This is a genomic window from Haloferax sp. Atlit-48N (assembly GCF_003383015.2).
GTDB lineage: Archaea > Halobacteriota > Halobacteria > Halobacteriales > Haloferacaceae > Haloferax > Haloferax volcanii.
This window is the reverse complement of the sequence record NZ_CP137693.1, coordinates 256,068-278,786: the sequence shown is the minus strand read 5'-3', so window position 1 is coordinate 278,786 and position 22,719 is coordinate 256,068. Positions and strand designations below refer to the sequence as shown.

Below are 22,719 nucleotides of genomic sequence, written 5' to 3'. Positions count from 1 at the left end.
GGGCGAGCATCACTCACGGCCGAACTCCGACCACCAGTAGTATAAAGATAGGTCACCGCGACGGTACGGGTACATGCCACCCGCAGCGAGTGCCTTCGACGTGACAGCCTACGCCGACGAGACGGACGACCTCCAGACCGAGGCGTTTCAGACGGCCATCGACGACTGCTCGGAGTCCGGCGGCGGGACCGTCACCGTCCCCAGCGGGACGTACACCGTCGGAACCGTCCACCTCCGAAGCGACGTGACGCTCTATCTGGAAGCCGGCGCGGTCGTCAGCCCCGCGAAAGACGAATCCGAATACACGGACAAGTTCATCGGCCCCGACAACGAGCGCATCTTCTTCCTCGCCGAGGACGTGGAGAACGTCACCATCGCCGGCGAGGGCGAGTTCGACGGCCTCGGGACCGAGTTCATGCGGATGGACACGCCCATTCAGGGCCACTCCAACGAGAGCGCGTCGCACCCGCTCATCTCGAACGGCCCCCACGAGGCGCGGCAGGGCGACGCCTACCTCTCGCGGACTGAGGGGACGGACGGCTGGCCCGTCGCCAAGCCCGACTTCCGGCCCGGGCCGATGTTCCGGTTCAACAACTGTACGAACGTCCGCGTCCGCGACGTGACCATCCGCGACATGCCCGCGTGGACGCTGTCGTTCCACGGGACCGAGGAGGTCGATATCCGCGGCGTCGACATCCTCAACCACCTGCTCATCCCGAACTGCGACGGCATCGCGCTCGGCGACACGAAGAACGTCCACATCTCCGACTGCACCATCCAGTCGTGCGACGACAGCATCACCTTCGGCGCGCGCCCCGACGAGCCGGTGACCTGCGAGGGCATCGTCGTGACGAACTGCACGCTCCGGTCGAGCGCCTGCGCCATCAAGTTCGGCTCGGGCACCGACGACACGATTCGCGACTGCCTGTTCCAGAACATCGTCGTGCAGGAATCGAACCGCGGCCTCGGTATCCAGCACCGCGACTCGGGCGTCGTCGAGAACGTGCTTTTCACCGACATCGTCGTCAACTCCAACATGCTCCCCGGCCCGTGGTGGGGCAAAGGCGAGCCCATCTACGTCACGTCGGTCCCGCGGGACGGCGACACCGACCTCGGCGGGATTCGGAACGTGCGCTTTTCGAACATCGTCGCGCGCAGCGAGAACGGCGCGCTCGTCTACGGCTCCGCGGACGCCGATATCGAGACCATCGAGTTCGACAACGTCCGCATCGACCTCGCCGGAAGCGAGCACGCCGACGAGGTGGGCGGCAACTTCGACCTCCAGCCGAGTTCGGTCGTCACGCCCATCTTCGCCAACGACATCGCCGGCGTCCACGTCGAGAACGCCCGCGACGTGACGATGCGCGACGTGACCGTCGAGTGGGACGACGACGGCGACCTGCCCGACTACTACCGGAGCGGACTGGCCTGCGAGGACGTGGACGGCCTGCTGGTCGACGGCTTCGTCGGCCGACAGGCCCACCGCGACGACGACGCGGCGGCGATTTCGCTCTCCGACACGACGGACATCACGGTTCGGAACTCGCGGGCGACCGAGGGAACGGGAACGTTCCTCTCGCTGTCGGACACGGCCGACGAGCGCCTGTTCGTCAACAACGACCTCATCGACGCCGCCGACGCCGGCGACGTGGCGTCGTTCGAGCGGTCGGGGAACGCCCTCCCGCGGTAACCCGTACGTTCAAGCCGACGCGACGACGACAGGGGAACGCGAACGCGAACACGCGCAGTCGAGTCCGCAGCGTTCGATTCGGTTCGAATAGCCGCATCGCCGTCTGTGGCCGTTCCGGCGGCGGTTCTCCCCGTGAGCGGTGGATTTTTGCTCCGAGCCGCCGACGGTCGAGTCGATGGTACAAGAGCTGACGCTAGCCGAAGCCAAGACGATTCTCGACGCGATGGAGGAGAAAGCCGAGGAACTCGGCGTTCCGCTGAACCTCGCGGTGACGAACAGCGAGGGGAACCTCCTCGGCTTTCGCCGGATGGACGGCGCGAAGCTCGTCGCGAGCAACATCGCACAGAACAAGGCCTACACCGCGGCCGCGGTGAAGAAGCCCACCCACGAACTGAAGGAAGGAGCCGAACCCGGCGGCGACGTGTACGGCCTCCACACCACCGATAACGGTCGCGTCGTCGTCTTCGGCGGCGGGTTCCCGGTCGAACACGACGGCGTCGTCGTCGGCGCGGTCGGCGCGAGCGGCGGCGCGGTGTCCGAAGACATGGAAGCGTCCCAAGCGGGGCTCGACGCGTTCGAACCGCTCCGCTGAGACGCCCGCGTCGGAGTCGCCGCGGTCGGGGTCGATTCCGACGACAGCCACTCCAGCGTCTCTGTCCTCGCGGTCCCGTTTCGGTCAGAAGCGAACGTACGCCGAGCGGTCGGTCTCGGCCGCGTAGAGGCTGCCCGTCATGTCCGCGACGTAGAGCGTCGAGCCGTCCGGCCCGCCGAGCGTGCAGTTCGTCGGGCGGTTCTCGGGGAACGGGTGACGTTCGAGCACCTCGCCCTCCGGGGAGAACACGTATATCGACGGTCCCGGGCCGCCTTTCTCCCAGCCGGCGCAGGCGACGATGTCGCCCGACTCCGTGAGCGTCATGCCGTCGATACCGCGATGGTCACCGAAGTCGTGCAGTATCTCGCGGGGGCCGAGCGACCCGTCGTCGCGAATCGGATAGGCCCGCAGGTCGGTCTCTTGGTCCGGGCCGTAGGTGCATTCTGCGACGTACAGTCGCGACTCGTCCGGCGAGAGGAGGATGCCGTTCGGTCGGTCCATCTCGTCTGTGAGGCGGACAAGTCGCCAGCCGTCGCTCGCGTCCGCATCCACCCGCTCGGCGCGGAAGACGGAGGTGTGACCGAGCAGCCCCCGGTCTTTGTCGTCGGGGTCGGTGAACCAGATATCCCCGTCGCGGTCGATTTCGAGGTCGTTCGGCCCGTTGAGCGGCGTCCCCTCGAACTCGTCGACGACGACCGACGCGGATTCACCCGGTGTCAACGCGGCGATGCGGTGGCCCTCGGCCTCGCAGGCGTACAGTTCGCCGTCGCGTCCCTCGTGGAGGCCGACCGCGCCGGCGGTCGAGTCGATGTAGACGCACGTCTCTCCCGTCTCCGGGTCGTATTCGAGGACCTGATGCTCCTTTATCTCCGTGAATCGAACCGCGTCGCCGGTCCAAATCGGGCCCTCGGTGGCCCGAAACGGACCCGCGACCCGCTCGAACTCCCATGCCATCGAGTGGTCGTTCTCCCCGCGGGGACTTAAGCGTCGTCCGAGTCACTCCACGTGCCAAATTGTCAACTAGATTTCCGATTTCAGAATCACTTCTGCGAGATGGAACGGGGCGAACGAGTCGGGTGCAACCAAGCCGGAGAGACGGTTCGGAACAGCGTCTTGTGTGAGGACATAAAAAGTAAATAAACACATAGTCTTCTTAAAATATAGGATTTCAGATATATAGGCAATCAGTTGTCGAGTCACAATGATTAATAAGTATCCCGTGGTAAGGGTATAAAACCGATATTATAGCCATAAATAGGCGTTTTAGAATCCGTTTTATGAATTTATGTTAGAAATCTTATGAGACCGGGATAAATTTGTCAGGTTTCAAAATATCATTGTATTCTTATAATAATCCGTCTCGAACGACCGAGAACTGTATAGTCGGGAACGGACTCTCGTCGCAGTAGCGGGGAGAGCGCGGGCGCGAGCGGCGAGCGAGCGCCAGCGGGCGGAAAACTAATACTTCCAATCGTCCACGACAGCCGGTGACGTGCTTCGGACGGTCGTGCAGTCCGTCGATTACGGAGACACGACTAGACGTGTGGCAGACGACAGACAGCCACATTGTTCCATATTGTTCACCAAGTATTCCGTTTTGAACCAGGAATATTGTTTTAGGTTACTATACGGTATCTTTATGTTCCATTGCACCTCTGTGAGAATGAGTAACGTATGTCGAGAAAAGACATCACACAGATGCGGTCGCAGGTGGGTTCGGCGTCGGAGTCGGTCCGCGCTCGGTTCGGAGACGCGGCGAGTCGGCGGAACTTCCTCAAGGCGCTCGGGACGGCCGGAATCGCCGGTCTCGCGGGCTGTTCCGGCGGCGGCGAGAGCTACGACGGCCAAGAACAGACCACGGCCTCGGGCGGCGACGACGAGGAGACAGAGACGGAGTCGTCGTCCGGCGGCGACTCGGGCAGTTCGACGCTCCGCATGAGCGCGACCCAGCGCTTCGGGACCGTCGACCCCGCGAAGGGGACCGACTACACGCAGGTGCTCGCGTTGGTCAACCTCTACGACCCGCTCGTGTTCCCCGATACGGAGGGGAATTTGCAGGGGCACCTCGCGGAGGACTGGACCGTCTCGGACGACAACCAGACCTACACGTTCACGCTCCGCGAGGGCGCGACGTTCCACAGCGGCAACCCCGTTACGGCGGAGGACGTGCAGTTCTCGGCCGAACGCTTCCTCGATATCAACCAAGGCTACTCGTCGCTGCTCGGGAACGTGCTCTCGAAGGAGAACGTGACCGTGGAAGACGAGCGGACCGTGTCGTTCACGCTCGACCGCGTCCACTCGCCGTTCCTCGCGACGCTCGTGCTCCTGTTCGTCGTGGACAAACAACTGGTCCTCGACAACGCCGCAGACGGCGACTTCGGTGACCGCGGCGACTACGGCCAGTCGTTCCTCAACGACAACGACGCCGGCTCCGGTCCGTACGAACTCGCGGGCTTCGAGCGGCAGGCGCAGATTTCGTTCAGCCGCTACGCCGACTACTGGGGGTCGTTCAAAGACGGCGCGTACGACAACGTCACCGTCCAAATCATCACCAACGACCCGACCGTCCGCTCGCTGATGAAGACGGGCGAACTCGACATGTCGAGCCAGTACCAAAGCGAGGAGACCTACGAGGCGCTCGCTGCCGAAGACGACATCCGCGTCGAGTCGGTGCCGACGGTGACGACGTTCTACTTCAAAATCAACACCCAGAAGGCCCCGACCGACGACCCCGCGGTCCGCGAGGCGATGGCCTACGGCTTCGACTACGAGACGGCACGCAACGAAATCGCGCCGGGGTCGCTCCCCGCGCAGGGCCCGCTCCCGTCGTCGTTCGGCGTCCACAACGACGACATCGTCCAGCCGACCTACGACCCCGAGCGGGCGCGGCAGATTCTCGCCGACGCCGGCTACGAGGAGGGCGACATCACCGTCCAGAACACCTACGTGAAGGACTACGGCCTCGAAGAGAAGATGGGGCTGCTGTTCCAGCAGAACATGGACGAAATCGGCATCGACGTCGAGTTGAACCCCCAGACGTGGGGGACGATGACCGAACTCGCCACGAGCGTCGAGGACACGCCGCACATCAATCAGGTGTTCTACGGGCCGGTGTACCCCTCGCCCGACACGGTGTTTTACAACCAGTACCACTCCGAGGCCGCCTCGACGTGGATGAGCATGGAACACCTCGAAGACGAGAACGTCGATTCCCTCATCGACGAGGCGCGCTCGACGGTCGACGCCGACGCCCGCGCCGAACTGTACGCCGAGGTGCAAGAACGCATCGCGAACCAGTACCCCGACCTGTTCATCTTCGTCCAGTCGAAGAAACACGCCTTCGCCGCCGACGTGGCGGGCTACACCTTCCGGCCGTCGATGAGCTTCGACTACTGGTTCCCCGACTTCTACCAAGAATGAAGTACTGGCAGTATCTCGTGCGCCGGCTCGCGGGCATCCTCGTGAGTCTCATCGGCCTGTCGATAATCATCTTCACCACGTCACGAGTGCTCCCCGGGAACCCCGCGCGAATGGCCCTCGGCGCGCTCGCGTCCGAAGAGCAGGTGCAGGCACTCGCCGCCGAGATGGGCCTGAACAAGCCGATTCCGTTGCAGTACCTCGACTACATGCGGGGCCTGCTCGTCGGAGACCTCGGCACGAGCCTCGAAACGAAGCGCGCGGTCAGCACCGACATCGTCTACTACCTGCCGGCGACGCTCGAACTCATCACGGTGTCGATGTTCCTCACCGTCGTCATCGGCATCCCGCTGGGCGTCATCGCCGCGCAGAACAAAGACGGGCTCGCCGACAACGCGACGCGGCTCGTCGCGTTCTTCAGCGTGAGCGTGCCCGGCTTCTTCATCGCAATCATGTTCCAGCTGATATTCGGCTACCTGCTCGAATGGCTCCCCATCACGGGGCGGCTCGGCTCGGAGTTCGGCTCGGGCGTCTCGCGGTTCACGGGCTTCCTGCTCGTGGACACCCTGCTGTCGGGGAACCTCGCGGCCCACGTCGACGCGTGGGCGCACATCATCCTCCCGGCGCTCGCGCTCTCGCTCGCCGGCATCGGTCAGGTGATGCGCATCACCCGGTCGAGCATGATTGACGTGAAAGACCAAGACTACGTCGAGGCCGAACGCGGCTTCGGCCTCCCCTCGTGGCTCGTCACGTACAAGTACACGCTCAAGAACGCGTTCATCCCGACGCTCACGATTCTGGGGCTGCTGTACGCCTCGCTTCTGGGCAACGCGTTCCTCATCGAACTCGTCTACTCGTGGCCCGGCCTCGCGTCCTACGGCGTCACCGCGGTGCTGAACAACGACTTCAACGCCGTCGTCGGCGTCACGATGACCATCGGCGTCGCGTTCGTGAGCATCAACTTCCTCGTCGACGTGCTGTTGGGTCGCGTCGACCCGCGCATCAGACTGGCGATGGAGGAGGCGACATGAGCGCCGAGTCAGCGAGCGTCCTCGACCGGGTCGTCTCGGCCGAGCGCCGCGAACTCTGGCAACGGTCGTGGAAGCGCTTTACCAGCAGGCCGATGAGCGTCGTCGGTCTCGGCATCATCATCGCCATCGTCCTGCTCGCCGTCTTCGCGCCCGTCGTCGCGCCGTACCCCGAACACGCCGGGAAGTTCACCGACTTCTCGAACACGCTTCAGCCGCCGAGCGTCGACCACCCGCTGGGGACCGACCACGTCGGCCGCGACGTGCTCTCGCGCATCCTCTTCGGCTACCGGCTGTCGCTCATGCTCGTGGCCGTCGTCCTCGGCTTCGGCGTCCCCGTGGGCGTGCTGCTCGGCCTCGTCGCCGGCTACTACGGCGGCTGGACCGAGACGATTATCATGCGGGCGACCGACACGGCGCTCGCCTTACCGCCGCTCGTGATGGCGTTGGCAATCACGTCGGCCTTGGAACCGACGCTGACGAACGCGATGATAGCCATCGCGGCGCTGTGGTGGACGTGGCACGCCCGCCTCGTCCAGAGCATCGTCGCCAGCGAGCGCAGCGAGGAGTACGTGCAGGCCGCGAAGCTCGCCGGCGCGAGCACGCCGCACATCCTCTTTCGAGAGATTCTCCCGAACACGCTGTCGCCGATTCTGGTCAAGGTGACCCTCGACGCGGGCTTCGTCATCCTCATCGGCGCGGGGCTGTCGTTCATCGGCGTCGGCGTCCAGCCGCCCCAACCCGGGCTCGGTACGATGGTCAGCCAAGGAACGTCGTACCTGCCCGACTCGTGGTGGGTGAGCGTCTTCTCCGGCCTCGCCATCTTCGTCCTCGTGATGGGGTTCAACATGCTCGGTGACGGCCTCCGTGACCTGTTCGACGTGGAGGTGAACCGATGAGACTCGACGAGCCGGTCGCCGAGAACCCGCTTTTGACCGTCGAGAACCTCGAAGTCGGCTTCGAGTCGTTCGACGGCCTCGCGGAGGTCATCGACGGCGTCAATCTCTCTATCGGCAAAGGCGAGGTCGTCACCATCGCCGGCGAGACCGGCTGTGGTAAGTCGGTGACGATGAAGTCCATCCTCCGCCTCCTGAATCAGCCGCCGGCCCGCGTCAGCGGCGACATCACGTTCGACGGGACGGAACTGCTGTCGCTTTCGGACCGCGAGTTCGAGCGCGTCAAGGGCCAACGGATGAGCCTCGTCTTCCAGGACCCGATGTCGAGTCTGAACCCGACGTTCACCATCGGGGAACAGCTCACCGACACCGCACAGTTCGGCGGCGACAGCGACACGGGCGTCGTGGAGTTCTTCCGCCGCCGCTTCAGCGGCGAGCGCGACGAGGCGCGCAAGCGCGTCGTGGAGATGCTCCGCGAGGTTCAGATGCCGGACCCCGAGAACATCATGGACTCGTACCCGTCGCAGCTGTCCGGCGGGATGCGCCAGCGCGCGCTCATCGCGCAGGCCCTGCTGAACGAGCCGGACCTGCTCATCGCCGACGAAATCGGCACCGCGCTGGACGTGACGATTCACGACCAGATTCTCGACCTGCTCGCGGACCTCATCGAGAACCACGACCTGAGCGTCCTGATGATTACCCACAACCTCGGCGTCGCCCGGCAGGTGAGCGACCGCGTGTACGTCATGTACGGCGGCCGCATCGTCGAGACCGCGCCGACAGACGAGCTGTTCGAGAACCCGAAACACCCCTACACCCAGGGGCTCATCGCGTCGATTCCGCGCCTGACGGGCGACGAGATGGCGACCGGCATCGACGGCTCGATTCCCGAGTATCTCGACCCGCCGCCGGGCTGTCGGTTCGCGCCGCGGTGTCCCTACGCCACCGCCGAGTGCGAGGAGGCCCGCCCGGAGATGTACGAGCGCGGCCCCCAGACCGGCGTCGAGTGCGTCCTCTACGACGAGGCCGTCCCGGCGTCCGAGCGGCCGACCGTCGAGGAGACGCGGAGTCACATGACCCGCAGGCCGGGCAAGCAGACGGGGGGTGACTGACGTGTCCGAACCCCTGCTCGACGTCGACGACCTCGAGAAGTACTTCCCCGTCAAAAGCGGCATCATCAAGCGCACGTCCGATTACGTGAAAGCGGTCGACGGCGTCTCGTTCGACATCGAGCGCGGGGAGACCCTCGCGCTCATCGGCGAGTCCGGCTCCGGAAAAAGCACCGTCGCGCGGACGATTATCGGCCTGACCGGCGCGACCGGCGGGACCGTCAGATTCGACGGCGAGGACATCACGAACGCGACCGACGAGCAACTGGCTCGCCTCCGGTCGCGCGTCCAGATGGTGTTCCAGGACCCCACGTCGAGTCTGAATCCCCGACGAACCATCGGCAAGTCGCTCGCGGTCCCGTTGAAGGCCCGCGGCGTGCCGACGTCCGACCTCAGAGAGCGCGTGGTCGACCTGCTCGAACGCGTCGAACTGAACGACGAGTACTGGAACAAGTACCCCCACGAACTCTCCGGCGGGCAGAAACAGCGGGTGAACATCGCCCGCGCGCTCGCGGTCGAGCCGGAACTGCTCTTGCTCGACGAGCCGACGAGCGCCCTCGACGTGAGCGTGCAGGCGAAGATTATCGCGCTCCTCGAGGACTTACAGGCGGAGTTCGGCCTCACCTACCTGTTCATCACCCACGACCTCTCTCTGGTCCGCAACTTCGCCGACGAGACGGCCGTGATGTACCTCGGCGAGATTCAGGAGCGCGGCCCCACGCAGGAGGTCTTCCAGCGGCCGCGACACCCCTACTCCCGGGCGCTTCTGTCCGCGATTCCCGTCACGACCGACGAGGAAGAGGCGTACAAGCCGCGGCACGAACCGCTCCGGGGCGAAATTCCGAGTCCGCGGGACGTGCCCACGGGCTGTCGGTTCCACACGCGGTGTCCCTACGCGACCGACGCGTGTTCGGCCGACGAACCGGCGTTCGTCGCGGTCGACGCCGGCCCCAGCGTCCGGTGTCACATCTACGACGAGGCGTACGCCGACGCGTTCGACGACGCGCCCGAGGTGGCCGTCGCGGCGGTCGCCGACGAGGGGGTCGCATCGAACCAAGAGCCATGAAGATAACCACAGACAACATCGACGACTTCGCCACCGGCGCGACCGTCCTCGGGACGGGCGGCGGGGGCGACCCCTACATCGGGAAGCTGATGGCACAGCAGGCAATCGAAGAGCACGGTCCCGTCGACCTCATCGACCCGCGAGACGTGCCCGACGACGCGCTCGTCATCCCGAGCGCGATGCTCGGCGCGCCGACCGTGATGGTCGAGAAGATGCCGAAGGGAACCGAGGCGTTGGCCGCCTTCGAGGCGCTCGAAACGCACCTCGGACAGGAGGCCTACGCGACGATGAGTATCGAGGCGGGCGGGCTGAACAGCACCGTCCCCATCGCCGTCGCCGCCGCGCTCGGGCTTCCCCTCGTGGACGCCGACGGCATGGGCCGGGCGTTCCCCGAGGTGCAGATGGTGACGCTCACGATGGGCGGCGTCAGCGCGACCCCGATGAGCATCGCCGACGAGAAGGGCAACTCGCTTCTCGTGAACACCGTCAGCAACGAGTACGCCGAGGCGTTCGCCCGCGTGACGAGCATCGAGATGGGCGGCGCGTGCATGATAGGCACCTACGCGCTCTCCGGCGCGGAAGTCCGCGAGCACGCGATTCTCGACTCGATGTCGCTCGCCCACGACATCGGCGAGGCGATTCGCACCGCCAAGCACCGCTCGCGTGACCCCGTCGAGTCGGTCCTCGACCTCACCGACGGCTACGAGCTGTTCGCGGGGAAGATAACCGACGTGGAGCGCCGGACCCAAGGCGGCTTCGCCGTCGGTGAGGCGACCCTCGACGGCATCGACGACTGCGAGGGCCGGACGTTCGCCCTCGACTTCCAAAACGAGAACCTCGTCGCCCGCGACTCAGAGCGCGGCGTCGTGGCGAGCACCCCCGACCTGATTACGGTCGTGGACGCCGAGACGGGCGACCCCGTCACCACCGAGCGACTCGCCTACGGCCACCGGGTGCGGGTCATCGGGATGCCGTGTTCACCGAAGTGGCGGACCGAGGAGGGACTCGACCTCGTCGGCCCGGCGTACTTCGATTACAGCATCGACTACGAACCAATCGAAACTCTCCAGCAACCCAGACATGACTGACTACCGAATCGGAATCGACGTCGGCGGCACCAACACGGACGCCGTCGTCATGGACGGCGACGACAACCTCCTCGCGAAGACGAAGACCCCCACGACAGAAGACATCACCTCGGGCATCCTCAACGCCCTCGACGTGGTCCTCGACGACAGCGGCGTCTCCGAAAACGAACTCGACTACGTGATGCTCGGCACGACCCACGCGACGAACGCCATCACGGAGCGGCGCGGCCTCAACGAGGTCGGCGTCATCCGCATCGGCGCGCCCGCGACCCAGAGCATCCGCCCGCTCCTCGAATGGCCCGACGACCTCGCCGCGGCCATCGGCAACAACGTCGCCATCCTCGACGGCGGCCACGAGTTCGACGGCCGACTCCTCAACGACCTCGACGAGGAGCAGGTCAGAGCGCAGATTCGCGAGTTCTCCGACGTGGACGCCTTCGCCGTGACGAGCGTCTTCTCGCCCGTCCGCGACGACCACGAGACGCGGGTCGCGGAACTCATCCGCGAGGAGGTCGGTGACGACGTGCCCATCTCGGTCTCGAACGAAATCGGCAGCGTGGGCCTGCTCGAACGCGAGAACGCGACGGCGCTCAACGCCGCGCTCACGAGCGTCGCCTCGGAGGCCGCGAACGCCTTCGTCGAGGCGATGGACGAACGCGGCATCGACGCGAACCTCTACTTCGGCCAGAACGACGGGACGCTGATGAGCGTCGACTACGCCATCCGCTACCCCATCTTCACCGTCGCCAGCGGCCCCTCGAACTCGGTTCGCGGCGCGGCGTACCTCTCACAGGTCGAAAACGGCATCATCGTCGACGTCGGCGGTACGACGACCGACGTGGGCGCGGTCACCGAGGGCTTCCCCCGCGAGAGCAGCGTCGCCGTCGAAATCGGCGAGGTGAAGACCAACTTCCGGATGCCCGACATCATCGCCATCGGCATCGGCGGCGGCTCCATCGTCTCGACCGACGGCGGCGTCACCGTCGGCCCCCAGAGCGTCGGCTACAAGCTGACCGAGGAGGCGAGGTGTTTCGGCGGCGAGACGCTGACCGCGACCGACCTCGAAGTCGCCGCGGGCACCATCGACATCGGCTCCGAGACGCCGGCCGTCGACGATGAAATCGTCGAGGCCGCCCGCGAGTACGTCAGAGAGCGCGTCGAGCGCGAGGTCGACCGCATGAAGACGAGCGCCGACCCCGTCCCCGTGGTCATCGTCGGCGGCGGGAGCATCCTCGTCCCCGACGACATCGCGGGCGCGAGCGAGGTCCACAAGCCCGACCACTACGAGGTCGCGAACGCCGTCGGCGTCGCCATCGCGCAGGTCTCCGGCGAGGTCGACCGCATATACAGCCTCGACGAGATGGACCGCGAGGGAGCCATCCAACACGCGAAAGACGAGGCCACGGACAACGCGCTCGCGGCCGGCGCGGACCCCGACAGCGTGGACATCGTCGACATCGAGGAGGTCCCGCTTTCGTACCTGCCCGGCAACGCGGTGCGAATCAAGGTGAAGGCCGCCGGGGCGCTCGACCACTGATGACGGTCGAAATCGGCGTCGAGGAGATAGAGGACATCGCGCTCGGCGCGACCGTCCTCGGCACCGGCGGCGGGGGCGACCCCCACGTCGGCAAACTCGTCGCGAAGCAGGCCATCGAGGAGTTCGGCCCCGTCGAACTCATCCCCCCGGACGAGTTGGACGCCGAGGACTTCGTCGTCCCGACCGCCCAGATGGGCGCGCCCACCGTCTCGGTCGAAAAGCTCCCGAGCGGGCGGGAGGCCGTCACCTCGATGGAGCGCGTCGAGCGCGAAGTCGGGAAGACCGCCGACGCGACGATGCCAATCGAGTGCGGCGGCATCAACTCGACGTTCCCCTTCGCCGTCGCGGCCCGCCGCGGGCTCCCCGTGGTCGACGCCGACGGCATGGGTCGGGCGTTCCCCGAACTCCAACACGAGACGTTCAACATCTACGGCATCAGCGGGACGCCCGCGGCCGTCAGCGACGAGCGGGGAAACACCTGTCTCATCGAGACGGACGACAACGACCAGTTGGAGTGGCTGGCCCGCGGCGTCACGGTCAGGATGGGCGGCGTCGGCTACGTCTCCGACTACCCGATGACCGGCGCACAGGTCAAAGAGACGGCCATCCCCGGCACGATGTCGCTCGCCCGCGACCTCGGCCGCGCGCTCCGACTCGCCGAGGACGACGCGATGGACGCCGTCCGCGAGGTGACCCGCGAGTCGATATACGGCGAGGCGCGGTCGCTGTTCGAGGGGAAAATCGTCGACGTCCAGCGCCGCACCGAACGCGGCTTCGTCTTCGGCCACGTCGACATCGACGGCCTCGACGAAGACGCGGGGTCGGAGATGCGCATCGAGTTCCAAAACGAGAACCTCGGCGCGACCGTCGACGGGAGCTACGTGGCGACCGTCCCCGACCTCATCACCGTCCTCGACCGCGAGACGGGCGGGCCGATTCCGACCGAGAGCCTCCGGTACGGGGCGCGGGTCCGCGTCCTCGGCATCCGGACGCCCGAGATAATGCGGACGCCCGCCGCCCTCGACGTGTGGGGGCCGGGGGCGTTCGGCCTCGACGCGACCTACGAACCACTCGCGGACCACCCATGAGTTTCGACATCCCACACCTGACGGCGATAACGCTCGACGACCTCGAAGCGCTCGGCATCGGCGCGGGCATCCTCGGCACCGGCGGCGGCGGCAACCCCCGTCTCGGCCGCCTGCGCCTCCAGACGCTCCTCGAAGACGACGCCTACCCCGACGCGGTCGAACTGGTCGACCCGCGGGACCTGCCGGCCGACGCCACCGTGGCGAGCGTCGGCGGGATGGGCGCGCCCACCATCAGCGTCGAGAAGTTCGCCGGCGGCGACGAGGAGGTGCAGTCGCTTCGGGCCATCGAAGACCTCTCCGGCGAGACGGTCGACGCGCTCATCCCCGGCGAAATCGGCGGCGCGAACAGCATGGCCCCGCTGTGCGTGGCGGCGATGACCGACCTCCCCGTGGTCGACGCCGACGGCATGGGCCGGGCGTTCCCCGAACTCCAGATGGACACGTTCTTCATCTACGGCACGCCCGTGAACTACGCGGCGACGACCGACGAGCGCGGCAATCAGGTCGTCTACCGGGACATCGACTCGGCCAAGCGCCTCGAAGACCTCGCGCGGGCCATCACCGTCCAGATGGGCGGCCGCTCGGGCTACGCCTTCCCGCTCATGACCGGCGCGTTCGTCTCGGAGTACGCGGTTCCCCACACCGTCTCGCTCGCCACCGAACTCGGGCGGGCGGTCGAACGCGCCCGCGACGCCGGCACCGACCCGGTCGACGCCGGCCGCGAACTGCTCGGCGGCGAGGAGCTGTTCGCCGGGAAAATCGTGGACGTGCACCGCCGCAACCGCGACGGCTTCGCCCTCGGGAGCGTCACGCTCGCCGGGTTGGACGAGGACGCGACCCTCGAAATCGAGTTCCAAAACGAGTTCCTCGTCGCGCGGGACGACGACGGCGACCTCCGGACGACCGTGCCCGACCTCATCTGCCTCGTCGACACCGACACCGGCGCGCCGGTCACGACCGACGCCCTGCGGTACGGCCAGCGCGTCCGCGTCCTCGGCGTGCCCGCGCCCGAACTGCTCACGACGCCCGAAGCGCTCGACGTCATCGGCCCCGAAGCGTTCGGGTACGAGGTTCCGTACGACCCGCTACCGCGGGACGAGGCGGGGTGGTGACCCGGTGGTGACGCCTCGGTCGCGCCGGTGGCCTCGCCGCTGAACTGCCCTCGACGCCGCGTTTCGCGCGGCGTCCCACGACCGAATCGCTCGCCACCCACCACCCACCGTAAGCCGTGGACTAGCCAATTCGACACAACTATTGTGTCGTTTTGGTTCGTTTACGTCACCCGCAGTTTCAAATCGAACCCCACCAATACATCCGACCATGGAAAACCCCGACCTCACGTCCGCCGACGCGCCGCCCGACCCGAACACGCCGGAGGCGGTCCTCGAAAACTACCTCGACGAGCACGACTACGAGATATTCCGCGCGCTCAACGAGAACGGCCGCATCTCAGACACCGAACTCGCCGAGCGCGTCGGACTCTCCCGGACCGCGGTCCGTCGCCGCCGCGAGAAGCTTCAAGAGAGCGACGTGCTCGAAATCCTCGCGGTCATCGTCCTCCAGGAGGCTGACCTCGCCGACGCGCAGGTGCTCGTCTCGTTCGACCAGCACGTCTCCTCCGAGGTGCGGACCGAGTTCATCACGATGCTCATCGACGAGGGACTCGTCTACAACGCGAGTTCCTGTCTCGGCGAGTACGACCTCGTATTTAGCGCGTGGCACACCGACCTGAACACCTTGAAAGAGTACGTCTGGGACCTCTTCGACGGCGAGGAAATCGTCGACGACTACACCATCATCCCGCTTCTGAAGACGTGGAAGGCGTGGGACAAAGAGCTGGACCGCCCCTGAATCGAAGGGTCGGGTCACCCCCACGCAGCGGAGACCCCAGAACGTTAACTCGCCGGACGGCGTGATACCACACAATGGCTATCACCACGGAGTTCGTTCTTCGGTCGACTTCGCTTCCGCTGGTCAGCATTCCGACCGCGCTACGGCCGGACGAGGTCGAGTGCGTTCACGCACTCTGTCTGCAACCGGACGTGCAGATATTCACCGTGCAGTTCGAGCGGGAAGACGGCGTCACTAAGGCTGACCTCCTGACGCGCGACGAGGTCGTCGCGGCCGACGCAATCGGAGAGACCGCCGACAAGGACGTCTACAAGCTCACCGTCGAACTGGCGGAGTCGGTCTCGAAGGCGTTCGAGCCGGACTTCGGGGGCGCACAGCTCGAACCGACGGTCGTCACCGCCGACGGCTGGCACGAGACGAAAGTGTTCAAGGAGTACGAGGGGTTCAACGAGTTCCGAGAGAGCTGTGAGACCCACGGCATCTCGCTGGACCTCGTGTCCATCGCGTCGGAGGGGTCCGCGTCCGACGAACCGACGGACAGCCTCACCGACCGCCAGCGGGAGGCGCTGACGCTCGCCGTCTCGCGCGGCTACTACGAGAGTCCGCGACAGATTACGGCCGAGGAGCTGGCCGCCGAACTCGGCATCTCGCAACCGTCGCTGTCGAGTCTCCTCCGACGCGGCGAACGGGAACTGATTACCTCCTCGCTGGGCATGCAGGCGCGGATGCAACCGCCCACGCAGTGAACCGCCGCTGGGCCACGTGCCCACGCGGTCGGCTCGCTTCCCCGTGGACGAGCGGGACGGCCGCCCGGCCGCAGTTAAATGGACTGTTCATATAGCATCGCATCTATGCCCGCAAGGTCCGTACCTCACAGCGTACGTGAAATCAGCAGTCTATCGCGGTCCGGGCGACGTTCGCATCGAGGAAAAACCAGAACCGGAGCTTCAACAACCGACCGACGCGGTCATCCGCGTTACTCACACCGCCATCTGCGGGTCCGACCTCTGGTTCTACCGCGGTCACGAGGAACACGAGGAGGGCTCCGGGGTCGGCCACGAGCCGATGGGTATCGTCGAGGAAGTCGGTGAGGACGTCACGAGCGTCCAACCGGGCGACCGCGTGCTCGTCCCGTTCGCGTACAGCTGCGGGGAGTGCGAGTTCTGTCGCAAAGGCATCCACACCGCGTGTGTAGACGGCGGGTTCTTCGGTCCGCACGGCGACGAGACCGGCGGCGCACAGGCCGAGAAGGTCCGCGTCCCTCACGCCGACGGCACGGTCGTTCGGGTCCCCGAGCGGTACGCCGACGACGAAGAAACGCTCAAATCGCTCCTCCCGCTCACGGACGTGATGTCGACCGGCCACCACGCCGCCGTCTTGGCGGACCTCGAAGCCGGCGACACCGCGGTCGTCATCGGCGACGGCGCGGTCGGGCTGTGCGGCGTCCTCGCGGCGAAGCGCATCGGCGCAGAGCGAATCATCGCGGTCGGCCACCACGAGGACCGCTTGGAAGTCGCCCGCGAACTCGGCGCGACCGACACCGTCTCGTCCCGCGGCCAAGAGGCCGTCGAGGAAGTCCTCGAACTCACCCACGGCGGCGCGAACCACGTCCTCGAATGCGTCGGCGCGGCGTCGGCGCTCGAAACCGCCGCACAGGTCGCCCGTCCCGGCGGCTCCATCGGCGCCGTGGGCGTCCCGCACGTCGAGTCCGCCGACTTCCTCCAGCCGATATTCTACAAGAACCTCTCGTTCTCCGCCGGCGGCGCACCCGTCCGGAACTACATCGAGGAACTCATGGACGACGTGCTGCAGGGCACCCTCGACCCGTCGCCCATCCTGACGAAGACCGTCGACCTCGACGGCGTCCCGGAAGGCTATCAGGCGATGGACGACCGCGAGGCAATCAAGGTCATGGTGAAAGTCGACGAGTAAGACACACCCTGACCCAGACCGACGGTCGAGACGCGCTTCCGGCGGAGGCGGCCGTTTCAGCGGGGGCTATCCCTCCCCGGCACCAATCCACAACTATCACCACCGTAAGCCGCGAGACCGAGAGCAATCGAAACGAGGCCGTGAGCGGGTGTCGCGGTCGACGCAGGCGACTCAGGCCAGGTCGTCCAGCGCGGTTCGGAGCGCGTCGACGGCCTCGCCGAGCTGCGCCTGCGAAATCGTCAGCGGCGGCTGGAAGCGCATGACGTTCTTGTAGTAGCCGCCGACGCCCATGACGACGTTGGACTCCTCGCGGAGGTGCTCGCCGACCGCGGCCGCGAGTTCCTTGTCCGGGGCGGGCGCGACGTGCTGCGGGCCGGTCGTCTCGGGGTCCACGAGTTCGATGCCCTGCATCAGCCCGAGGCCGCGGGCCTCGCCGACCACGTCGTAGTCGGATTCGAGCGTGGCGAGTTCGGCCGAGAGCCACTCGCCGTTCTCGCGGGCGTTGTCGACGATACCGTTCTGGAGTTCCTCGATGGTCGCCAGCGCGGCCGCGCAGGCGACGGGGTTGCCGCCGAACGTCGAGAGGTGGTCGCCGGAGCCGAACGCGTCCGCGATGTCCGCGGGGGCCGTGAACGCGCCGAGGGGCAGGCCGTTGGCGATGCCCTTCGCCTGCGTCAGGATGTCCGGTTCGACGCCGAACTGCTCGCTGGCGAACAGTTCGCCGGTGCGGCCGTAGCCGGTCTGGACCTCGTCGGCGATGAGGAGCGCGCCGTGGTCGTGGGCGATGTCCCGAACACGCTTGAGCCACGCCTCCGAGGGAACGACGATGCCGGCCTCGCCCATGACGGGTTCGACGACGACCGCCGCGAGGTCGCCGCTGGTGTGCGAGCCGATGACCCGTTCGAGCGCGTCCGCGCAGTCCGCGCCGCAGGTGTCGCCGTCACAGCGGGGACAGCGGTAGGCGTACGGTGGCGCGGTGTGAGCCACGTCGTTGATGGTCGGAGCCATGTCCTGCTTGTAGGCCCGGTTGCCGGTGAGCGCGAGGCTCCCGAGGGTGCGGCCGTGGAAGCCCATCTCCAGCGAGATGACCTCCTTGGAGCCGGTGTACTTCCGGGCGAGTTTGATAGCTCCCTCGACGGCTTCGGTGCCGGAGTTACAGAAGAAGGTCTTCTGGAGGTCGCCCGGCGTCACCTCGGCGATGGTCTCGGCGAGGTCGGCCACCGGCCGGTTCGGATGGACGTACGAACAGCCGTGGACGAACTCCTCCAACTGCTCCGTGGCGGCCTCGACGACCGCCTCGTTGTTGTGTCCGACGTTCGTCACCGAGATGCCCGAGAACACGTCGAGATACTCGTTGCCGTCGAAGTCTTCGAGGGTACAGCCGGACGCCCGCTCGACCGGGACGTTCAGTGATTTCCAAATCGGCATGAGGTAGTCGTCGTACGCCGCCTCGACCGACGAGTTCGTCGTCCGTTCTCTCATGAACACAAGTTCTAAACTGAATCCTAATAAATTGTTCTGTGTGGAATATCATCCAGAACACTGCGGGTGTGTCGGGACGAGGGCGGTCGTTCCAGACTCGAACGCGCCTGGGAGCTCCGTACTCGACTGCGTTCGTCACCGACGCGCTTTGAACACAGTCCGAGTATTCTGCTTCGTCTGGAACATTTATCAACATATGGGACGACAGTGGGTCCAAGCGGGAGCGACGAGCGACCGCCGCGCTCCCGAGAGCCGACCATGAAATCCATCAACCCCGCGACCGAGGAGGTCATCGAGACGCACGAGGAACACGACGAAGCGACGGTCGACGCGCGATTGGACGCCGCGTGGGACCGGTTCGAATCGTGGCGCGAGACGCCGATTTCGCGGCGCGAGAAACTGCTCGCGGCCGCGGCCGACGTGCTGCGCGAACACAGCGAGGAGTACGCGACGCTGATGACCGAGGAGATGGGCAAACCCGTCGAGCAGGCGGTCTCCGAGGTCGAAAAGTGCGCGTGGGTCTGCGACTACTACGCCGAACACGCGTCGGAGTTCCTGCAGGACGAGCACATCGGAACCGTGCCGGGGTCGAAGACGTACGTCTCCTACGAGCCAATCGGCCCGGTGCTCGCGGTGATGCCGTGGAACTTCCCGTTCTGGCAGGTGTTCCGGTTCGCGGCCCCGCACATCACCGCCGGAAACGTCGCCGTGCTCAAGCACGCGCCGAACGTCTTCGGCTGCGCCGACGCAATCGCCTCCGTCTTCGAGCGGGCGGGCTACCCCGACGACGTGTTCACCTCGCTCCGGATTCCCGCCGAGCGCGTCGCCGGCGTCATCGAAGACGACCGAGTTCGGGGCGTCAGCCTGACGGGGAGCACCCGCGCCGGGCGGGCCGTCGCGGAGACGAGCGGCCGCGAACTCAAGCCGACGGTGCTCGAACTCGGCGGGAGCGACCCCTTCGTCGTCCTCGACGACGCGCCGCTCGAAGCGACCGCGAAGCGGGCCGCACGGGCGCGAACGCAGAACAACGGCCAGTCGTGTATCGCCGCGAAGCGCTTTCTCGTCCACGAGGCCGTCTACGACGAGTTCGTCGAGCGCTTCACCGAGGAGATGCGCGCACTGACCGTCGGCGACCCCACCGACCCCGAGACCGACGTGGGGCCGCAGGCGCGGGCGGACCTCATGGAGACGCTCCACGAGCAGGTCACGGCGTCCGTCGAGGCCGGCGCGACGCTCCGCCTCGGCGGCGAACCGCTGGACCGACCCGGCCACTACTACCCGCCGACGGTGCTGACCGACGTGCCCGAGGACGCGCCCGCGAGGACCGAGGAACTGTTCGGCCCCGTCGCCACCGTCATCAGAGTCGAAGACGAGGCGGAGGCGGTCCGCGTGGCGAACGACACGCCCTACGGCCTCGGCGCGAGCGTCTGGACGGCCGACGCCGAACGCGGCGAGGCGCTCACGACGAAGCTCACCGCGGGTAACGTCGCGGTCAATCACGTCGTCGCGTCTGACCCGCGGGTCCCGTTCAGCGGGACGAAGGACTCGGGCTACGGGACCGAACTCTCCCGGCACGGGATTCGGGAGTTCGTCAACACGAAGACGGTCTGGGTCGAGGACGCGCCCGCCGACGAGTAAGCGCGACGACGCCCGACCCAGCACCCGGAGCGACACCCAACGCGACACCGGGCGCGACGCCCGCGACGACGCCCGGAACGCGAATCGAGCGCGGACGCCGTTTCTTTCTGCTCGACGAGTTGACTACTATTCGAACCGACGGCCGTTTGGCGATTTTCCGGTGAATCGTCGCTCGATTTGTCGTCCCAGATGACGGATTACTATTGAACTGTGTTTCTAATAGAGACTAAAAATTGAACACAGTAAGATATATAGTGGGTAAGTTAGAATGTGGTGATGTCACTCATAACCATGACAGGAGAACTCTCACGCGTCCTCTCGAAGCGCGACGTGTTCGTGCTCGCACTCGGAGCGATGATCGGATGGGGTTGGATCGTGCAGACGGGGTACTTCATCGACCAAAGCGGCGTCACCGGCGCTATCTCGGCGTTCGTCCTCGGCGGGTTCATGGTGACCGTCGTCTCGCTCATCTACGGCGAACTCGCCTCCGCGATGCCGTTCGTCGGCGGCGAGCACGTTTACAGCATGCGGGCGTTGGGGCCGGCCGGCTCGTTCGCCTGTACGTGGGCGATAATCTTCGGCTACATCAGCGTCGTCGCGTTCGAGGCGGTCGCGCTGCCGAGCGCCCTCGCGTACATCGTCCCCGGCTTCAACGTGTTCGAACTCTGGACGGTCGCCGGCCAGCCGGTCTACGGTACGTGGGTCGCGACGGGCGTCATCGGCTCCGTGGTTATCACGTACCTCAATTATCGGGGTGTCCGGCCGGCGGCGCAGTTCCAGGCGATTCTCGCGCTCGTCATCACGCTGTCGGGGCTGACGCTCCTTCTCGGCGCGCTGTTCAACGGCACGTCGCCGTCGTCGCCGCCGCTCGCGGGAGCCGGCATCGGCGGCGTGTTCACGGTCGCCATCATGACGCCGTTCATGTTCGTCGGCTTCGACGTGATTCCGCAGGCCGCGGGCGAGGCCGACGTGTCACCGAAGCTCCTCGGCGGGCTCATCGGGCTCTCGGTCGCCTGCGCCGCCGCGTTCTACATCGCCGTCATCTGGGCGGCCGGGCAGGTCGCCACGGGCACGACGCTCGTCGAGAGTTCGCTCCCCGCCGCGACGGCGATGGAAATCGCGTTCGACAGCGTGACCATCGGCCGCATCATGGCGCTGGCCGGCCTCGCGGGCATCCTCACGAGCTGGAACGGGTTCGTCCTCGGAGCCAGCCGCGCGATTTACGCGATGGCCGACTCGCACATGCTCCCCGAGAAGCTCGCGACGATTCACGACGACCACGACACGCCGTCGACCGCAATCGTGCTCGTCGGCGGCCTCGCGGCGCTCGCGCCCCTGTTCGGCGAGCAGATGCTCGTGTGGGTCGTCAACGCCGGCGGGCTCGGCATGGTGACGGCGTGGCTTCTCGTCGTCGTTTCGTTCCTCGTGCTCCGGTACCGCGACCCCGATTTCGACCGGCCGTTCAAGCTGCCGGCGGGCTACGCGGTCGGCGCGCTCGGGCTGCTGTTGACCGTGTTCTTCGTCGGTCTCTACCTCCCCGGCTCGCCCTCGGCGCTGGCGTGGCCCTACGAGTGGGCGATGGTCGGCGGCTGGTGTCTGCTCGGCGTCGTCCTGCTGGCCGTCGCCGGCGGGCTGCCGACCCGGACGGAAGCGAAGGCGCACCTGAGCGCCCAGCAGCTCGAAGACTGATTCGCTTTCGCTTCCGGCGGTCGAAACGCGGTGCGGCGGGGTTCGTGCGGATACGGCACGGGCCGCGTCACGACACGTCGGGGAGAAGCGCCGCTTTCAGTTCTTCGAGTTCGTAGTCGTTCAGCGGGTTCGGCTCGTCCTTGATGGTCGTGATGACGAACGTCGAACTCGTCCGCGAAATCTCGTCTATCTCCTCGAACTCGGAGATGAGGTCCTCGACCATCGAGCGCGAGGCGAGATGCGAAATCAGGACGAAGTCGGTGTCGCCGAGCGTGAAGTACACCTCGTTGACGCCGGGCACCTCCCCGAGTTTGTCGCCGACCTCCTTGTGGTACTCCGAGCCGTACTCGGCCCAGACCTCGGTGATGAGCGTGAGGTTCAGCCCGGCCTTCTCGAAGTCGATATCGAAGATGTCGTTTTTGATGATGCCCTGCTCTTGGAGCCGTTCGAGGCGGTAGTGAACGGTCGACTTCGGGATGCCCGTCTCCTCGGTTATCCGGTCGGGACTCCCCGATTCGAGCGTCCCGATGGCCTTGAGGATTCGAAGGTCCTTCTCGTCCATGGACCGTAATCAGGTGTGCACCGATATTATTGTTCTGCGTTCAACCCCGCCCGC

19 protein-coding genes are annotated in these 22,719 nt (G+C 66.2%); 16 read left to right on the top strand and 3 right to left on the bottom strand.

Translation table 11 applies throughout. The features are described from left to right. Positions 1-73: 73 nt before the first annotated feature. On the top strand, positions 74-1,690 hold the full coding sequence (locus tag DEQ67_RS19120; RefSeq protein WP_304999676.1) for a glycosyl hydrolase family 28 protein: 1,617 nt from the start codon (positions 74-76) through the stop codon (positions 1,688-1,690). Between the two features lie 175 nt (positions 1,691-1,865). Further along, entirely contained in the window at positions 1,866-2,282 is a 417-nt protein-coding gene (locus DEQ67_RS19115) for a GlcG/HbpS family heme-binding protein (protein ID WP_004041071.1), read from the top strand. 84 nt (positions 2,283-2,366) lie between these two features. Here the strand turns inward: DEQ67_RS19115 and DEQ67_RS19110 are convergent, their stop codons facing one another. Beyond that, positions 2,367-3,236, bottom strand: a complete 870-nt coding sequence (locus tag DEQ67_RS19110) for an SMP-30/gluconolactonase/LRE family protein (protein WP_115891568.1) — start codon at positions 3,234-3,236, stop codon at positions 2,367-2,369. 744 nt (positions 3,237-3,980) lie between these two features. On the opposite strand from DEQ67_RS19110, the gene DEQ67_RS19105 reads away from it, so the two are divergent. The 12 genes from DEQ67_RS19105 (at position 3,981) to DEQ67_RS19050 (ending at position 17,294) form a co-directional block, all read left to right on the top strand. Beyond that, entirely contained in the window at positions 3,981-5,702 is a 1,722-nt protein-coding gene (locus tag DEQ67_RS19105) for an ABC transporter substrate-binding protein (protein WP_008609275.1), read from the top strand. Beyond that, complete coding sequence (locus tag DEQ67_RS19100) at positions 5,699-6,730, top strand: ABC transporter permease (RefSeq protein ID WP_004968525.1); 1,032 nt, start codon at positions 5,699-5,701, stop codon at positions 6,728-6,730. The genes DEQ67_RS19105 and DEQ67_RS19100 overlap by 4 nt, the downstream gene beginning before the upstream one ends. Beyond that, the gene (locus DEQ67_RS19095) at positions 6,727-7,626 is read left to right on the top strand and encodes an ABC transporter permease (RefSeq protein ID WP_004061713.1); all 900 of its coding nucleotides are present in this window, start codon (positions 6,727-6,729) and stop codon (positions 7,624-7,626) included. The genes DEQ67_RS19100 and DEQ67_RS19095 overlap by 4 nt, the downstream gene beginning before the upstream one ends. Continuing rightward, a complete protein-coding gene (locus tag DEQ67_RS19090; protein WP_115891569.1) occupies positions 7,623-8,735 on the top strand; it encodes an ABC transporter ATP-binding protein in 1,113 nt (370 codons plus the stop codon). The genes DEQ67_RS19095 and DEQ67_RS19090 overlap by 4 nt, the downstream gene beginning before the upstream one ends. Beyond that, entirely contained in the window at positions 8,728-9,798 is a 1,071-nt protein-coding gene (locus DEQ67_RS19085; RefSeq protein WP_006600002.1) for an ABC transporter ATP-binding protein, read from the top strand. Before DEQ67_RS19090 ends, DEQ67_RS19085 begins: the two co-directional genes overlap by 8 nt. Beyond that, positions 9,795-10,886 carry a DUF917 domain-containing protein gene (locus DEQ67_RS19080; RefSeq protein ID WP_115803566.1) on the top strand — a complete coding sequence of 364 codons (1,092 nt, stop codon included), beginning with the start codon at positions 9,795-9,797 and terminating at the stop codon, positions 10,884-10,886. The genes DEQ67_RS19085 and DEQ67_RS19080 overlap by 4 nt, the downstream gene beginning before the upstream one ends. Further along, a complete protein-coding gene (locus DEQ67_RS19075; RefSeq protein WP_006600004.1) occupies positions 10,879-12,423 on the top strand; it encodes a hydantoinase/oxoprolinase N-terminal domain-containing protein in 1,545 nt (514 codons plus the stop codon). Before DEQ67_RS19080 ends, DEQ67_RS19075 begins: the two co-directional genes overlap by 8 nt. Beyond that, complete coding sequence (locus DEQ67_RS19070; RefSeq protein ID WP_115861490.1) at positions 12,423-13,511, top strand: DUF917 domain-containing protein; 1,089 nt, start codon at positions 12,423-12,425, stop codon at positions 13,509-13,511. Before DEQ67_RS19075 ends, DEQ67_RS19070 begins: the two co-directional genes overlap by 1 nt. Further along, positions 13,508-14,623, top strand: coding sequence for a DUF917 domain-containing protein (locus DEQ67_RS19065; RefSeq protein ID WP_115803568.1), 1,116 nt, complete (start codon positions 13,508-13,510; stop codon positions 14,621-14,623). The genes DEQ67_RS19070 and DEQ67_RS19065 overlap by 4 nt, the downstream gene beginning before the upstream one ends. A gap of 208 nt (positions 14,624-14,831) precedes the next feature. Next, positions 14,832-15,362, top strand: coding sequence for an Lrp/AsnC family transcriptional regulator (locus DEQ67_RS19060; protein WP_115803569.1), 531 nt, complete (start codon positions 14,832-14,834; stop codon positions 15,360-15,362). 74 nt (positions 15,363-15,436) lie between these two features. After that, positions 15,437-16,108 (top strand): helix-turn-helix domain-containing protein, encoded by a 672-nt coding sequence (locus tag DEQ67_RS19055; RefSeq protein WP_006600006.1) that lies wholly within the window; start codon positions 15,437-15,439, stop codon positions 16,106-16,108. Between the two features lie 136 nt (positions 16,109-16,244). Further along, positions 16,245-17,294, top strand: a complete 1,050-nt coding sequence (locus tag DEQ67_RS19050) for a zinc-dependent alcohol dehydrogenase family protein (RefSeq protein WP_115803570.1) — start codon at positions 16,245-16,247, stop codon at positions 17,292-17,294. A 171-nt stretch (positions 17,295-17,465) separates the two neighbouring features. Here the strand turns inward: DEQ67_RS19050 and DEQ67_RS19045 are convergent, their stop codons facing one another. Then, complete coding sequence (locus DEQ67_RS19045; RefSeq protein WP_049896012.1) at positions 17,466-18,776, bottom strand: aspartate aminotransferase family protein; 1,311 nt, start codon at positions 18,774-18,776, stop codon at positions 17,466-17,468. A 258-nt stretch (positions 18,777-19,034) separates the two neighbouring features. Here DEQ67_RS19045 and DEQ67_RS19040 point away from each other — a divergent pair, with 258 nt between their 5' ends. After that, on the top strand, positions 19,035-20,414 hold the full coding sequence (locus DEQ67_RS19040) for an NAD-dependent succinate-semialdehyde dehydrogenase (protein WP_004041086.1): 1,380 nt from the start codon (positions 19,035-19,037) through the stop codon (positions 20,412-20,414). 276 nt (positions 20,415-20,690) lie between these two features. Further along, a complete protein-coding gene (locus tag DEQ67_RS19035; RefSeq protein WP_004061736.1) occupies positions 20,691-22,103 on the top strand; it encodes an APC family permease in 1,413 nt (470 codons plus the stop codon). A gap of 67 nt (positions 22,104-22,170) precedes the next feature. Here the strand turns inward: DEQ67_RS19035 and DEQ67_RS19030 are convergent, their stop codons facing one another. Beyond that, positions 22,171-22,665, bottom strand: coding sequence for an Lrp/AsnC family transcriptional regulator (locus tag DEQ67_RS19030; protein WP_004041088.1), 495 nt, complete (start codon positions 22,663-22,665; stop codon positions 22,171-22,173). Positions 22,666-22,719 lie beyond the last annotated feature (54 nt).